We start from the raw sequence: 15,111 nt of genomic DNA on the forward strand, positions 1-15,111 counted from the left end.
CCGTGAGGTACGTGCCTCATACCCCCGGTCAGGTGGCGGAAATGCTGGCCTTTTTGGGCCTTTCCGCCGTAGACGAGCTGTTTGCCGTCATCCCCGAGGAGGTCCGGTTCAAGGGAGAGCTTTCCCTGCCGCCGGCTTTGGACGAGGTGGAGCTGCGGAGGGAGCTGGAGGCCCTGGCCGGGGCCAACCCGGGGTCGGGCTACGTGAGCTTTCTGGGGGCCGGCGCCTACGACCACTACGTGCCGGCAGCGGTCAGGGCCCTGGCCAGCCGCCCGGAGTTCCTCACCGCCTACACCCCCTACCAGCCGGAGCGCAGCCAGGGCACCCTGGCGGCCATTTTCGAGTACCAGACGATGATCGCGCGGCTTACGGGCATGGATGTGGTCAACGCCTCGGTGTACGACGGGGCTTCCGCCCTGGCCGAGGCCGTGCTCATGGCCTTTGACCTGAAGCGCAAAAAGAAGGTGGTCGTTTCCGGGGCCGTGCACCCGGAATACGTGGAGACGGTAAAGACCTACTGCTACGGCGTGGGGGGCGAAGTGTCCCTTGTCCCCTACACCCCAGGGTACGAAACCGACTGGGGGGCAGCGGAAAAGGCGGCCGACGGGGAGGCGGCGGCCCTGGTCGTAAGCGTCCCCAACTTCTTTGGCGTGGTGGAGGACGTGCGGCGGGCCCAGGAGCTTGCCCGGGAAAAGGGCCTGCTCCTGGTGGTGGTGGCCAACCCCATATCCCTGGCCCTTTTAAAGCCGCCCGCGGCCTACGGTGCGGACCTGGTGGTGGGCGAGGGCCAGCCCCTGGGCAACGCTCTTTCCTTTGGCGGGCCGTACCTCGGCTTTTTAGGGGCCCGGGCGGCCTACGTGCGGCGTATGCCCGGCAGGCTCGTGGGGGAAACGGTGGACGCCCTGGGGAGGCGGGCCTTTGTGCTCACCCTGCAGGCGCGGGAGCAGCACATCCGCCGCGAGAAGGCCACCTCCAACATCTGCTCCAACCAGGCGCAAAACGCCCTCCTGGCCGCCGTCTACCTGGCCTACCTGGGGCCGCGGGGCCTGCGGGATGTGGCCTACCATTCCCATACCCGCGCCCGCTACTTCCTCACACGCATTGATGAGGCCGGGCGGGGCGTGCGGGTCCTCTGCCGCCGCATTTTTAACGAGCTGGTGGTGGAGGTAGAGGGCCTGGAGGAAAAGTACCAGCAGGCGCTGGAGAGGAAGATCCTTCCCGGCCTGAAGCTCGAGCGCTTTTTCCCGGCAGAGAAAAACCGCCTCCTGGTGGCCTTCACGGAAAAGAGAACCAGGGGCGAAATCGATGCGCTCCTGGAAGTGCTGGGGGTGAAATAAATGAAGGGGACGCCGCTGATTTTCGAGCGCTCCTGCCCCGGGCGGGAAGGCTTTCGCCTGGGGGATCCCGGTGTCCCGGAGGTGGACCTCGGGGCCACCCTGGGCAGGGACTTTTTGCGCTCCGAGCTGGACCTGCCCGAGGTCTCGGAAGTGGACGTGGTGAGGCACTACACCGCCCTGGCCAGGATGAACTTCGGCGTGGACGACGGCTTTTACCCCCTGGGCTCGTGCACCATGAAGTACAACCCCAAGATCAACGAGGAAGTAGCCGCCCTGCCCGGCTTTGCCAACCTGCACCCGTACGTGCCAGAGGAGCTGGCCCAGGGCATCTTAAAGCTGCTTTACGAGCTGCAGGCTTACCTGGCCGAAATCACCGGGATGGATTTCGTCACCCTGCAGCCGGCAGCAGGGGCCCACGGCGAACTCACCGGCATGCTCATCATTAAAAAATACCTGGAGGACCGGGGGGAGAAGCGCACCAGGGTTATCGTGCCCGACTCCGCGCACGGGACTAACCCGGCAACGGCCAAGGAATGCGGCTTTGAAGTGGTGGAGGTCAAGTCAAACCCGGACGGCCTGGTGGACGTGGAGAAGTTAAAGGAGGCGGTGGACGAGAAAACGGCAGCGCTGATGCTCACCAACCCCAATACCCTGGGCCTTTTTGAGCGGAGGATCAGGGAAATTGCCGCCGTCCTCCATGAAAGGGGCGCCCTGCTTTACTACGACGGGGCCAACTTAAACGCCATCATGGGCCGCTCCCGCCCCGGCGACATGGGTTTTGACGTGGTGCATTTAAATTTGCACAAGACCTTTTCCACCCCCCACGGCTCGGGCGGCCCGGGTTCCGGTCCCGTGGGCGTGAAGGCCTTTTTGCGGGATTACCTGCCCGTGCCCGTGGTGGACGAGAAAGACGGCAGGTACTTCCTTAACTACCGGCTGCCGCGCTCCATCGGCAGGGTGCGCGCCTTTTACGGGAACGTGGGCGTGGCCATAAAGGCCTACGCCTACATCCGGGCTTTGGGGGCGAAGGGTTTAAGGGAGGCCAGTGAAATGGCCGTCCTCAACGCCAACTACTTAAAAAAGCTGGTGGAAGACCTGTTCGTCGTGCCTTACCGTGGCCCCTGCATGCACGAGTTCGTGGTCAGTGCCAAGAACTGGAAGCAAAATTACGGCGTGCGGGCGGCGGACATTGCCAAGCGGTTGCTGGACTACGGGTACCACCCGCCGACCATGTACTTCCCCCTCATTGTGGAAGAGGCGCTGATGATTGAGCCCACGGAGACGGAGAGCAAGGAGACGCTGGATGCCTTTGCCCAGGCGCTCTTGGACATCCACGAGGAGGCCCGCACCAGGCCCGAACTTTTGAAGGAGGCTCCCCTGAGTTTGCCGGTGCGGCGCTTAGATGAGGTCAAGGCCGCCCGGGACATGAAGCTGAAGTGGTAGAGAGCGTGCGGCGGGTTACCTTTATCTACCCCGAAGAAACTAGGGCCGTTTCCCTGACCGGGGCTTACTGCGCCTATGGCTGCCCCCACTGCCGGGGCAGATATTTAAAGGCCATGGAAACCGTTGACCGGGTTGACCCGGCCAATTACCGCTCCTTCCTGGTCAGCGGCGGCTTTACGGAGGGGGGGAGGGTTCCCCTGCGGGAGAACCTGCCCTTCCTGGCCCGTTTAAAGGAAATGGGCAAAACCGTTAACGTTCACCCGGGCTTCCTGGAGGAAGAGGACGTCGGCTGCTTAAAGGGGCTCGTCGACTGCCTTTCCCTTGACTTCGTGGCCGACGAGGAAACCGCCCGCTACCTTACCGCGGGCCGCTACGGTAGCCGGGACTACCTGCGCAACTACCTCCTGGCCAAAAAGCACTTCCCCCGCGTTGTCCCCCACCTCCTGGTGGGAGCCCTGCAGGGGCAGGTCAGGGGCGAGCTGGAGGCCCTGAAGGTACTAAGGCGCCTGGGGGAAGAAAGGGTCGTCCTCTTAGTTTTGATTCCCGGGCGGGGGCAGGAGAAAGTCCCCCTGGAGGACGTAAGGGGTGTCCTGGCCGCCGCCCGGGACCTTTTCCCCTGCGGGCAGCTTATCCTGGGGTGCATGCGCCCGGGCGGCGGCTACCGCTACCAGCTGGATTCCCTGGCCATAAGAGAAGGGGTGGATGTGGTGGTGCGGCCCCACCCGGTGCTGCGGCGGGAGGTGGAGGAAATGGGATGGGCAATTGAGGTCAAAAGGGAGTGCTGTGCCCTATGCTGAGGGCATCCAGCGGCACCCTGTGCGCCCTGGGCCTGAAAAAAGCGGCCGGTCCCGTGCTCCCCACCACCGCCTACCTCATGCTCGGGACGAAGTGCCGCCGCAACTGCCTTTTCTGCGCCCAGCGGAGGGATGCGCCCCCAAGCGTGATGCTCTCCCGGGTCGATTTTCCCCCTGTGGAATGGGAGGCGGTGCTGGAGGGGTTGCGGCGCAGCTCCCTGGAAAGGATCTGCTTCCAGCTGGTGTGCCAGGAAGGCGTCCTGCGGGAAACGGAAAAGGGCCTGGCCCTCCTGCGGCAGCATGGAGTGGCTCTCCCCGTTTGTGTTTCCTACCTCTTCCAGAGGGAGGAGCACGTGCGGCGCCTCTTGGCCCTGGGCGCGGAGAGGGTTTCCCTGCCCCTGGACGCTGCGCCCTCCGTTTTTGCTGGGGTTAAGGGGGAGGAACCTTTTGCTCCTTACCGGTTTGTCCTGCAGATGGCCCGCCGCTACCCGGGCAGGATCGGCACCCATCTCATCTTCGGTCTGGGGGAAAATGAAGAGGAGTTCCTGGCTGTATACCAGAAAATGGTAGATAGCGGGGTAACCGTGGGGCTTTTTGCCTTTACCCCTTTAAAGAACACCCCCCTTGCGGACCGGGACCCGCCCCCTCTCGGGCGCTACCGGGTGGTGCAGGCCCTCACCTACCTCATGGAGAAAGGGCGGCTCAGCTTGCGTGACATGGTTTTCGCGGGAGGCCGGGTGAAGGGGCTGAAAAAAGACCGGTCGGAGATCCTCGCCCTTTTGGAGGATGGGGCGGCCTTCCGCACCCGGGGCTGCCCGGGGTGCAACCGCCCCTACTTCAACGAGTCGCCCCGCGGCCCCCTCTATAACTACCCCCGGGAGTTGACGGAAGAAGAGGCAAAAGAAGCGCTGGCCGTGCTGGAAAGGGAGCTGGAATTCCGGTGTACGAGGTTTTTTTAGTGGAAACGCCCATGGGAGATCCCTATGTAAATATGGCCGTGGACGAATTCTGCCTGCTCCAGGCTTCCAAAAGCGGGCTGGTTTTCCTGCGCCTTTATACCTGGAGCGTGCCCACTTTGAGCCTGGGCTACTTCCAGAAAGCGGGGGAGGAGGTAGACCTGGGCTTCCTGCAGGAAAGGGGCATGGTCCTGGTACGGCGCCTCACCGGGGGCCGGGCGGTGCTCCATGACGACGAGCTGACCTACAGTTTTGCCGCCCCCGTCTCCCACCCCGCTTTTGGCGGCGACCTGCGCGCCACCTACCTGCGCCTGGCCGGGGCGCTGGCGGCTTCCCTGGAATTTCTGGGTATCCGGGTGGAGGTCTGCCGGGGAGGAGGGGGCGGGAAGTCGTTTTTGTGCTTTGACGCCCCCTCCCGGTATGAAATTACCTGGCGGGGGAAAAAGCTCATCGGCAGCGCCCAGGTGAGGAAGCGCGGGGCCTACCTGCAGCACGGCTCCATACCCCTGACCATGGATCGCGCCCTGCTGTCAGGAGTGGTAAAGGGCGCCGGCCCGGCGGAGGCCCTCCTCGGGCAGGCCGTGGCCCTGCGGGAGATAGACCCGGCGCTTAATCTCTCGGCCCTCAGGGAGGCCCTGGTCAGAGGATTTACCGCCAGCCTGGGGATTTCCCTGCGTAAATTCGACCTCTTTGCCCATGAGGGGGAAATCAGGTGTCTGGCCCAAAAGTACCGCAGCCGGGAGTGGAACTTCAAGGAGCGAAAGGTGGGAGATTTAGATGAGCGGCTTTGACGTGGTGGTTGTAGGCGGGGGGCCCGGCGGGTATGTGGCCGCCCTGCGGGCGGCCAGGGAGGGCCTGAAGGTGGCGCTGGTGGAGGAAAGGGAGGTGGGGGGAACCTGTCTGCACCTGGGATGCATTCCTACCAAGGCGCTGCACCGCACGGCCTTTTACCTGCAGTGCTTTAAGCATTTTGAAAGGAACGGCATCAGTGCCGAGCTCAAGGACTTTTCCCTGGCCGCCGCCGTGGCCCGCAAGGAGGGGATAGTTAAAAAGCTTACCGCGGGCATCCACTACCTGCTGAAGAAGAACGGGGTGGCCTTTTACCGGGGGAAGGGGACGGTGGTGGACAGGGGCGAAGTGGAGGTGGTGGGTTCGGGGGGCAGCGAGAGGCTGAAGGCACAAAGCGTCATTATTGCCACCGGCTCGGCTCCCCAAAAGCCCCCCGGTTTCCCCTTTGACGGGGAGACGGTACTGACCAGTGACGAGGCCCTCTCTTTGAAGGAGCTTCCCCGGAGCCTGGCCGTGGTGGGCGGCGGCGTCATCGGCTGCGAGCTGGCCGGCATCTTTCACGCCTTTGGCTGCCGGGTGACGGTCATCGAGCTCCAAGACGGTCTCCTGCCGGCCATGGACGAAGACGTGGGTAAGGCCCTGGGCGCCGCCTTTCGGAAGAGGGGCATCGAGGTGAAGTTAAAGGCCAGGGTGGCCGGGGTAGAGAAGACGGGCCGTGGTGCGCTCGTAGAGCTGGATAGCGGGGAGGTACTAGAGGTGGAAAAGGTGCTGGTGGCCGTGGGCCGGCGCTACCTCTCCCGGGAGGTGGCCCGCCCGGAGCTGAACCTGGCCCTGGGTCCGCGGGGGGAGATTGCCACCGACGAGAGGACGCGCACCAGCGTCCCCGGCATTTACGCCGTGGGGGACGTGACCGGCAAGAGGGAACTGGCCCACGTGGCCGCCCACCAGGGGGTGGTGGCGGCGCTGAATGCTGCCGGTTACGAGGCCAGGGAGGAACTGCAGGTGGTTCCCGCGGCGGTCTTTACTTTTCCCGAAGCCGCCGGGGTAGGCCTGACCGAGAGGGATCTCCTGGCGCAAGGGGTGCGGACCTTCAAGTTTCCCTTCAGTGCCCTGGGCAAGGCCGTGACCATGGATGAAACCGAGGGCTTTGTCAAGGTGGTGGCCGATACCGGGGGAGTGGTCAGGGGGGTACACATTGTGGGCCCCCACGCGGCAGACCTGGTGGCCACGGCGGCCCTCCTGGTGAAGGCGGGCTTTAAGGCCGGCGAGGCGGAACGCCTCATCTTTGCCCACCCCACCCTCCCGGAGGCCTTAAAGGAGGCCCTGGAGGGCATAGAAGGCACGTGCCTGCACCTGTAAAAATTTCCCCCCATGTTGACGATCTTTCGTTCGCGGATTTCTCAAGGAATCGGCGAGATGGTGGGCTGGTAGGGGTAAACTGAAGGGGGCGGTTAACCGCCCCCTTCTGAATCTATGGGGTTTGAGGAGCCGCCGCCATCTCCAAAATCCTGGCCAGCACCTGTTGGCGCCTGGCCTCAATGTCGGCAAAATTCATGTGGGGGATGTAGTATGCTTCCATTTCGTCGTGCACCTTTTTGGCGCGGCGGATAAAGTTTACCGCCTCTTCCAGGGCGCGGCGATACATCTCCCGGGCGGTGTCCCTTTCGGCCAGAAGCTGCGGGTCGCCCACCGGCCTGACGCAGCGCATGGTATCCACCACCGTATCTCCCTCGTGGGGCCTGTAAAAGTGGGGTTCCACAGAATTGACTACAGCCACTTGCAGGGCGGGGATGACTAGGTGCTCGATGCGGGAGGGGTCCAGGGCGCAGTGGTAGGCCTCCACGTCGAAGCCCCGCATGAGGGCGGCGTCCATGACCCGCCGCACCAAGAGCGTCTTGCCCGTGCCGTCGTCGCCGCTGATGATGTAACGCTTGGGCAGATGGCCGACGATGGTTTCCAGATGGCTTACCGCACCGTCGGGGGTGATGGCGGTGGCAAAGAGGTGGCGGGCGCGGGGGCTGTCCGTCTGGCGCTCTTTGCCGTCAAAGATCTGGTGGATCAGCTCAAGGGAAAGCTTATCGAAAGTGCCCTGGTTGAAGGCGCCTGTTTCCTGGTAAAAGCGGCGCACCTCCTCCAGGAAGAGGTGGGCTGCGGCCAGGTAGCTGTAGGCACGGCGAAAGAGCCTGGCCACTTCCTGGTTTAAGGCCATGATCTCTTTTTTGTGCGCCCGCAGCCCCTCCTCGTTCCAGTGATCCCCGAGATGGATGATTTCGTCTACGGCACCGGGGTTCTTAGGATCCACCACATGCGGGGCGGTGCCGTCCAAGAGCGCCACCCTGATGGCCGGGATAACTACCCCGTCCAGGGACCCGTTGTCCGAAGAGCAGCAGTGGAACTCCACATCGTAGCCGCGCGAGAGCATTTCCTCGCCTATTTTCCTCATGAAGGTGGATTTGCCCACCCCCGGCCCGCCCTTGATGACAAATATGCGTGCGGCGTCCGGCTCAATGATATAGTCGTAGAAGGAGTGAAAGCCCCGGCAGGTATTTCCCCCGGGGAAAACTTTTTTAAGCCTTCCCTTTTGCAAGGACCAGCCCTCCCCATTGGTTAGCTTATATAACCACCATATGAAGGGCTTTGTCGAATGATGATTGGAGCAGCAGGAAAGGGGCACCCGGGGCGCTAACTTTTGATTGAATTAAAAGAAGGAGCGGCGTGACAGGGCGGGAGGGATGCACTCTGGAGGAAAAGTTTCTGGAAGTTCTCGAGGCAGTTCCCGTGGGGGTGCTTTTGATAGACGGCGGGGGGAGGATAACCTTTCTCAACCGGGCTGCTGAACAGATCTTCGGCAGCCTTAGGGATTCCCTTTTGGGGAGGCAGCTGGGCGAGCTGTGCCCGGAGCTGGCGGAAAAAATGGAAATAAACGGCAAAAAGGTGGCCGCCACCGTTAAGACGCTTGTGCAGGGCGGGCAACCTTCAGGAGCGGTGGTGATCTTCCAGGACATAACCGAATACGAGGCCCTGAGGGAAGCCAAGGAGGAGCTGGAGGCCATATTTGATTCCTCTTTTGACGAGATTTACGTGGTGGACGGGGAAGGATTCACGCGGAGGGTGAACAAGATCGGGGAAACCTATTACGGGGTGGATACCGGCAAGATAATCGGCAAGCATTACAGCGAAATGGAGCGGGAGGGGTATTTTTATCCCTCTGTTTCCCGCCTGGTTTTCCAGGAGCGGAAGCGGGTAACCGTCATGCAGCGTACCAAGACGGGGAAGGTCCTCATAGTAACCGGTAATCCCGTCTTTGACGAGGCAGGGAGGATCACCCGCATTGTGGTGAACTCGCGGGATGTTTCCGAGCTGATTAATTTAAAACAGAGGCTTGAAGATACCGAGCAGTTGGTAGATAAATACCGCCAGCTGGTAATGTTCCTGCGCCAGGAAAAGCTGGAAAGCGTGGAGATAATCGCCCGCAGCGCCCAGATGAAGCAGGTGCTTGACCTGGTGGACCGGGTGGCGCAGGTAGACTCCACGGTGCTCATAACCGGGGAGTCCGGGGTGGGCAAGGGCATCATTGCCGCCCGCATTCATAAGATGAGCAAAAGGTCCGGGGGACCGTTTATAACCATAAACTGCGGGGCCATACCGGAGAACCTGCTGGAGTCGGAGCTTTTTGGCTACGAGCCCGGGGCATTTACCGGCGCCCGCCGCGAGGGGAAAAAGGGCCTGATAGAAATGGGTAGCGGGGGCACCGTTTTTCTGGATGAAGTGACGGAGCTCCCTTTGAGCCTTCAGGTTAAGCTGTTGCGGGTTATCCAGGAGAAAAAGCTGGTGCGCGTGGGGGGAACCCAGGAGATTCCCGTTAACGTGAGGTTTATTGCCGCCACCAACCGGGATATCCAGAAACTGGTCAAGGAAGGACTTTTCCGGGAAGACCTGTACTACCGCCTGAACGTGGTGCCCGTCACCATCCCGCCCCTGCGCTACCGCAAAGAAGACATTGTCCCGCTGGTGAAGCACTTTGTGGAAAGGCTTAACTTAAAATACGACATGAACAAGCAATTTTCGCCGGAAGCCCTGGAAATTTTAGAGAGATACCACTGGCCGGGGAACGTGCGGGAGGTGGAAAATCTGGTGGAAAGGCTGCTGGTTACCACTGACGCTGGCGTCATCCTGCCCGCGCACCTCCCTGATTACATTGTGAACTCCGGCAAAGAGACTCCCGGGAGGGTATATGTGGTGGGGATTTGCCCGCTCAAGCAGGCAGTGGATGAGGTGGAGAGGCAGTTAATAGAACTGGCCGCGCAAAAGTGCAGGACTACTTACGAGATGGCCGGTTTGCTCCAGGTCAACCAATCTACGGTCGTAAGAAAAATGAAAAAATACCGGGCGAAAATGAAGGGGGAAACGTAATAAAGTTGGCCTTGGCATGCACATATGCATTGAATTCAATTTCAAACAGCATTAACCAACCCGACTTAAGAGTTGCATGCTTCCCAAAAACCAGCTGTTGAGCCTTCTATTTTACTGCATAACTGCATCGACATGTGCCTGAAATCAGGCCTCTTACAGTGGCACAGAATTTGCGCCTCTCCTGGGTTAGGCCCCTTTGAACGGGGGTAATCTAGCCGGGAGAGGTGATTTTTTATGAGCAAGCGAGTGAGCAGTTTTGAGCTGGCCATGCAAAATGTTGGCGCGGCAGTAAAAAGGCTCAATTTCAGCCCCACCGTTTACGAGATTTTGAAGTACCCCGAACGGGAGCTTACCGCGGCCATACCGGTAAAAATGGATGACGGCACGGTCAAGGTTTTTGTCGGTTACAGGGTGCAGCACTGCAGCGTTCTGGGGCCCTTTAAGGGGGGTATCAGGTTTCACCCGGATGTGGACATGGATGAAGTGAGGGCTCTCGCCCTGTGGATGACCATGAAGTGTGCCGTAATGGGCCTTCCCTACGGGGGGGCGAAAGGAGGGGTGGCGTGCGATCCCAAAAGCATGTCGCCGGATGAAATGGAACAGCTAAGCCGCGGCTACGTAAGGGCCATGTGGCCTCTTTTAGGCAAGGAAAAGGATATCCCGGCGCCGGATGTGTACACCAATGCCCGGGTGATGAGCTGGATGATGGACGAATATTCCAAGATAAAAGGTTACAACGAGTTCGGTGTGATAACTGGAAAGCCGGTGGTCGTCGGCGGGTCCAGCGGGCGTGAGGAGGCTACGGCCAGAGGGTGTGTCATTGCCGCGCGGGAGGCCGCTACGGTACTCGGGATAAGGCTGCAGGGCGCCACCGTGGCCGTGCAGGGCTTTGGCAACGTGGGTAGCGTTGCGGCCAGGCTGCTGCACAGGATGGGATGCCGCATTATTGCCGTTTCCGACTCTTCCGGGGGTATTTACAACTCCAAGGGGCTTGACCCGGAAGGGGTTTGCCAGTACAAGAAGAGCACGGGCAGGGTGAAGGGTTACCCGGGCAGCCAGCAAATCAGCAATGAGGAGCTCCTGGCCCTGGAATGCGATATTCTCATTCCGGCAGCACTGGAGAATCAAATTACCGAGCAGAACGCTCACAAAATAAAGGCCAGGATCATCGCCGAGGGGGCCAACGGTCCCACGACGCCCGAGGCGGACAGAATCCTCACCGAAAGAAAGGTCTTCGTGGTGCCGGACATCTTGGCCAATGCCGGCGGGGTAACCGTTTCTTACTTTGAGTGGGTGCAGAACAACACCGGGCTCTACTGGACCGAATATGAAGTAAACCGCAGGCTGGAAGAAAAAATGGTGGCCGCCTTTAAAGAGGTCTACCAGATGTATAAAGCGCGCAAGGACCTCAGCATGCGGGACTGCGCCTACACGGTGGCCGTGCAGCGCCTTGGCGAGGCCATGTGGCTGAGGGGGTGGCTCGGCAAAGGCTACGAACACCACGAGCAAAGGGAGGCGGCGCGGGCTTGAGATGCACTGCAGCATTTAACAATGTAGTATTGCATCGTGCAAGGCATACAAGTGCTCCAATGTTTAAAATTGAGATATACCGATGTCTAACTGCATTAAGCTCACCTTGCTGGTACGGCAGGCGCTCTTTTGGACCTTTCCTAATTTCTAGGGATTTCTAGGGAATGAAAATTGCAACTTGGGAAAATAGAGGATTGAGTATTAACTATCAGAAAAAACTGTGATACCAAGGGGGCTGAAAGTAGCCGGGTATTGTTTGTCTTGCAAGCCAAATTTTTTAATTTTTCATGAATCTAACTTAACCAGTGAATTAATTTTTCAGGAAAGGGGTTAAGCGCATGCAAGCTAACCAGCAGGGTGGCTTCATGAGGGTTCTTTCCCGGGGCGACGTGCTGGCCCTCTCTTTCGGGGCAATGATTGGCTGGGGTTGGGTCGTCCTGACCGGCTCCTGGATAAAAGAGGGTGGCTCCCTGGGGGCGATGCTGGCCTTCCTGATCGGGAGCATCATGGTTATTTTTGTGGGTCTGGCTTATGCCGAACTGACCCCGGCCATGCCCAAATGTGGCGGAGAGCACGTCTTCAGCTACCGCGCCATGGGTGTTACGGGATCATTTATCTGCACGTGGGCCATTATTCTAGGCTATGTATCCGTAGTGGCATTTGAAGCGGTGGCCCTGCCCACCGTGCTGGAGTACCTGTTCCCTAACTACAAGCAGGGCTATCTCTGGACCGTAGCAGGGTGGGACGTCTATGCAACGTGGGTAGCAGTGGGTGTGATCGGTTCTGTTATCCTTACGGTGATCAACTACTTGGGGATAAGACCGGCAGCATTTTTGCAAAATATTTTAACTGTTATGATTGGCATAGTTGGCCTTATGCTTCTTGGCGGAGGGTTGTTCAGTGGAGATACGGCAAATATGCAGCCATTTTTTAGCAACGGCTTAAAGGGCCTTTTTGCGGTTTTGATTATGACACCTTTTATGTTTGTCGGCTTTGACGTGATTCCTCAAGCGGCGGAAGAAATTAAAATCCCCTTCAAAACTATAGGGAAAATTCTCATTTTCTCCGTATTCTTGGCCGCATTTTGGTATATGATGGTCATCTTTGCGGTTTCGCGTGCCCTTCCCCTCGAGCAGGCCGCGTCCTCCAAGCTTCCTACTGCGGATGCGATGGCCGCTTTGTTTGGGGGGAGCTGGGCGGCAAAATTGCTCATCCTGGGAGGTATAGCCGGAATCCTTACCAGCTGGAACAGTTTTTACATCGGCGCCAGCCGCGCTATATATGCCATGGCCCATGCCAGGATGTTGCCCGGGTTTTTAGGTGTACTTCACCCCAAGTATAAGACACCTTCCAACGCCATTCTCTTAATCGGCCTGTTTTCAGTAATGGCCCCCCTGTTCGGGCGCAAAATGCTGGTGTGGCTGGTGGATGCCGGTAGCCTGGGCATTGTCATCGCTTGGTCGATGGTTTCCCTTTCGTTTTTAATCTTAAGGTACCGCGAACCGGAAATGAAACGACCCTTTGTGGTCCCCAATGGCAAGCTTGTTGGTTATTTGGCTACCGTACTCAGCATAGGCATGATCCTTTTGTACATGCCGGGGACGCCCTCGGCACTGGTGTGGCCGTACGAATGGCTGATTTTTCTCGGGTGGTCGCTGCTGGGAATAGTCTTTTACATTTGGGCACGCATCTCCTACGGCAATGTGGCCGATGAGATTATGCGCCAGGTGGTCCTTCGCGAAGAGCGCGAAGATGGCATATCGCAGAGTGCATAAGGCTATCATGGCAAAGGAGGCGCTTGAAGAATGCATTCCGTGCCCGGTCCTCAATCCAGTGCTATTTTAGAAAAAAAGAACAAATACGTTGCCCGCGGCATTTCCAATGTTGCCCCTATTTTTATTGCTGAGGCCAAGGGTGCCCTGGTAAAGGACGTGGATGGAAACGAGTACATTGATTTCTACGGCGGCATTGGTACCTTAAATGCCGGCCACTGCCCGGAGCCGGTGGTGGCTGCTATTAAGAGCCAGGCCGAAAAGCTTCTGCACTCGTGCTTTATGGTGACCATGTACGAGGGTTATGTAAACCTGGCCGAAAGGCTTGCCGGGATGTGTCCCGTGAAGGGCGAGAGCAAGAAAGTGATGCTTGCCAACAGCGGGGCAGAGGCCGTGGAAAACGCCGTAAAGATTGCCAGGTCTTACGCTGGGAGGCCCGGCATCATTGCCTTTGAGTGCGCCTTTCACGGGCGGACGTACATGGCCATGACCTTGACCAGCAAGGTCAAACCGTACAAGTTCGGGTTTGGTCCCTTCGTGCCGGAGGTATACAAGGTTCCTTCTGCCTACTGCTACCGCTGCTACTTCAACTCTACTTACCCGGGGTGCGGTCTGCACTGCCTGGAGAACTTCGAGCGCTTCTTTGCCGCCGAAGTGGCGCCGGAAAACATAGCCGCCGTCATTGTGGAACCGGTGCAGGGCGAAGGCGGCTTCATTGTGCCGCCGCCGGAATTTCTGCCGGGCCTGCAGGGAATATGCGAAAAATATGGAATTACCTTTATAGTTGACGAAGTGCAGACCGGCTTTGGCCGCACCGGCAGGATGTTTGCCGTGGAACACTGGGGCGTGCAGCCGGATCTCATGACCCTGGCCAAGTCCATTGCTTCCGGCATGCCCTTAAGCGCAGTGGTAGGCCGGGCGGAGGTCATGGATGCGCCGGACCCCGGCCATATCGGCGGCACTTTCGGCGGCAACCCCGTCTCCTGCGCGGCAGCCCTGGCCACCATTGAATACATCCAGGAGCAGCGGCTGGCGGAGCGGGCCGCTCGCATTGGGGAGGTAGCCCTGAAGCGACTGCGGGCCATGCAGGAAAAGTACCGGCTCATTGGGGATGTGCGCGGCCTGGGGGCTATGGTGGCCATGGAGCTGGTCAAGGACAGGAAGACCAAGGAGCCGGCAAAAGACGAAACCAAGCTCATTATTGAAGAATGTTATAGGCGCGGCCTCCTGGTTATCAGTGCGGGCATCTTTAGCAACGTAATCCGCCTGCTCGTGCCGCTGGTTATCACAGATGAGCAGCTGGATGCGGGGCTGGGCATCTTGGAAGAGGTAATGGCCAGGGTAAGCGGTTGAAAAGTTTGGGATGGGCGGTGAACACATGCGCGGCTTTTACGGGCGCGTTTTGCACGTGGACCTCACGGAAAAGAGCTGGCGGGTAGAAGAGCTGCCGGCGGAAGTTACGGCCCACTACCTGGGGGGCAAGGGCCTGGGCACCCACCTCATGCTAGAACACATCCCGCCGGGGGCCGACCCCCTGGGCCCGGAAAACTGCCTCATCTTTGCCGTCGGGCCCCTCACCGGCACCATCATGCCCGGCTCCAACCGCATCGGCGCCTTTGCCAAATCCCCCTTGACCGACTTCTACGGCGAATCCTACGCCGGAGGCAGCGTGGGGGCGGCCTTAAAGCAGACCGGCTACGACGCCGTCGTCATCCGGGGCCGGGCGGAAAAGCCCACGCTGCTAGAAATAAGCGACCGGGGCGTAACCTTTCACGACGCCGCGGACCTCTGGGGCAAAGACACCTACACCGCCGAGGACATGGCCCTGGCCAGGGTGGGCGTCAAGGGGGCCCAGGCGGCGGTCATCGGCCCGGCGGGGGAAAACCTCGTCAAATACGCCTGCATAGAAAACAACTACTGGCGCTCCCTGGGCCGGGTAGGCATGGGCGCGGTCATGGGCGCCAAAAAGCTCAAGGCCGTCGTCTTCCACGGCGGGGCGCAATGCGAGCCGGCCGACCCCGCAGGATTAAAGGAAATTGTCGCCAAGCTGGCCCAAAAAGCCAAAGACAACCCCGGC

At 59.7% G+C, this 15,111-nt stretch carries 12 protein-coding genes; 11 read left to right on the forward strand and 1 reads right to left on the reverse strand.

Features of this window, described 5'->3' with window-relative positions; genetic code table 11:
- The first annotated feature begins 2 nt into the window (after nt 1-2).
- Genes gcvPA through lpdA form a run of 6 tightly spaced genes read left to right on the forward strand, consistent with a single transcriptional unit; the run spans nt 3 to nt 6,678 of the window.
- Complete coding sequence (gene gcvPA, locus G454_RS0100995; protein WP_027717074.1) at nt 3-1,337, forward strand: aminomethyl-transferring glycine dehydrogenase subunit GcvPA; 1,335 nt, start codon at nt 3-5, stop codon at nt 1,335-1,337.
- Entirely contained in the window at nt 1,338-2,780 is a 1,443-nt protein-coding gene (gcvPB, locus tag G454_RS0101000) for an aminomethyl-transferring glycine dehydrogenase subunit GcvPB (RefSeq protein WP_027717075.1), read from the forward strand. It abuts the gene before it with no gap.
- Nucleotides 2,774-3,577 (forward strand): LipS1 family lipoyl synthase, encoded by an 804-nt coding sequence (lipS1, locus tag G454_RS17165; protein ID WP_051275734.1) that lies wholly within the window; start codon nt 2,774-2,776, stop codon nt 3,575-3,577. Before gcvPB ends, lipS1 begins: the two co-directional genes overlap by 7 nt.
- The gene (lipS2, locus tag G454_RS0101010; RefSeq protein ID WP_035106292.1) at nt 3,571-4,533 is read left to right on the forward strand and encodes a LipS2 family lipoyl synthase; all 963 of its coding nucleotides are present in this window, start codon (nt 3,571-3,573) and stop codon (nt 4,531-4,533) included. Before lipS1 ends, lipS2 begins: the two co-directional genes overlap by 7 nt.
- Nucleotides 4,515-5,321: a lipoate--protein ligase family protein gene (locus tag G454_RS0101015; RefSeq protein WP_051275735.1), complete on the forward strand. Its 807-nt coding sequence runs from the start codon at nt 4,515-4,517 to the stop codon at nt 5,319-5,321. Before lipS2 ends, G454_RS0101015 begins: the two co-directional genes overlap by 19 nt.
- The gene (gene lpdA, locus G454_RS0101020; RefSeq protein ID WP_027717078.1) at nt 5,308-6,678 is read left to right on the forward strand and encodes a dihydrolipoyl dehydrogenase; all 1,371 of its coding nucleotides are present in this window, start codon (nt 5,308-5,310) and stop codon (nt 6,676-6,678) included. The genes G454_RS0101015 and lpdA overlap by 14 nt, the downstream gene beginning before the upstream one ends.
- Nucleotides 6,679-6,790: 112 nt before the next feature.
- On the opposite strand, the gene G454_RS0101025 is transcribed toward lpdA, so the two are convergent.
- Nucleotides 6,791-7,906: a PRK06851 family protein gene (locus tag G454_RS0101025; RefSeq protein WP_027717079.1), complete on the reverse strand. Its 1,116-nt coding sequence runs from the start codon at nt 7,904-7,906 to the stop codon at nt 6,791-6,793.
- A gap of 128 nt (nt 7,907-8,034) precedes the next feature.
- Between G454_RS0101025 and G454_RS0101030 the strand changes: the two genes are divergently transcribed.
- From G454_RS0101030 to G454_RS0101050, 5 genes are all read left to right on the forward strand, one after another.
- On the forward strand, nt 8,035-9,732 hold the full coding sequence (locus G454_RS0101030; RefSeq protein ID WP_281168425.1) for a sigma 54-interacting transcriptional regulator: 1,698 nt from the start codon (nt 8,035-8,037) through the stop codon (nt 9,730-9,732).
- 234 nt (nt 9,733-9,966) lie between these two features.
- Nucleotides 9,967-11,262, forward strand: a complete 1,296-nt coding sequence (locus G454_RS0101035) for a Glu/Leu/Phe/Val family dehydrogenase (RefSeq protein ID WP_027717081.1) — start codon at nt 9,967-9,969, stop codon at nt 11,260-11,262.
- A 338-nt stretch (nt 11,263-11,600) separates the two neighbouring features.
- Nucleotides 11,601-13,037, forward strand: a complete 1,437-nt coding sequence (locus G454_RS17170) for an APC family permease (protein ID WP_035106294.1) — start codon at nt 11,601-11,603, stop codon at nt 13,035-13,037.
- Nucleotides 13,038-13,067: 30 nt separating this feature from the next.
- Nucleotides 13,068-14,387 (forward strand): 4-aminobutyrate--2-oxoglutarate transaminase, encoded by a 1,320-nt coding sequence (gene gabT, locus G454_RS0101045; protein ID WP_027717082.1) that lies wholly within the window; start codon nt 13,068-13,070, stop codon nt 14,385-14,387.
- Nucleotides 14,388-14,397: 10 nt separating this feature from the next.
- On the forward strand, nt 14,398-15,111 hold a 714-nt coding region (locus G454_RS0101050), incomplete at its 3' end, for an aldehyde ferredoxin oxidoreductase N-terminal domain-containing protein (protein ID WP_281168426.1).

Origin of the sequence: Desulfovirgula thermocuniculi DSM 16036 (assembly GCF_000429345.1) — a bacterium.
GTDB classification, from domain to species: Bacteria; Bacillota; Desulfotomaculia; order Desulfotomaculales; family Desulfovirgulaceae; genus Desulfovirgula; species Desulfovirgula thermocuniculi.

What these genes read in the sequence shown, in the direction of transcription:
- gcvPB (WP_027717075.1), top strand. Translation starts at nt 1,338, where the DNA reads ATGAAGGGGACGCCGCTGATTTTCGAGCGCTCCTGCCCCGGGCGGGAA.
- lipS2 (WP_035106292.1), top strand. Translation starts at nt 3,571, where the DNA reads ATGCTGAGGGCATCCAGCGGCACCCTGTGCGCCCTGGGCCTGAAAAAA.
- lpdA (WP_027717078.1), top strand. Translation starts at nt 5,308, where the DNA reads ATGAGCGGCTTTGACGTGGTGGTTGTAGGCGGGGGGCCCGGCGGGTAT.
- G454_RS0101035 (WP_027717081.1), top strand. Translation starts at nt 9,967, where the DNA reads ATGAGCAAGCGAGTGAGCAGTTTTGAGCTGGCCATGCAAAATGTTGGC.
- G454_RS17170 (WP_035106294.1), top strand. Translation starts at nt 11,601, where the DNA reads ATGCAAGCTAACCAGCAGGGTGGCTTCATGAGGGTTCTTTCCCGGGGC.
- gabT (WP_027717082.1), top strand. Translation starts at nt 13,068, where the DNA reads ATGCATTCCGTGCCCGGTCCTCAATCCAGTGCTATTTTAGAAAAAAAG.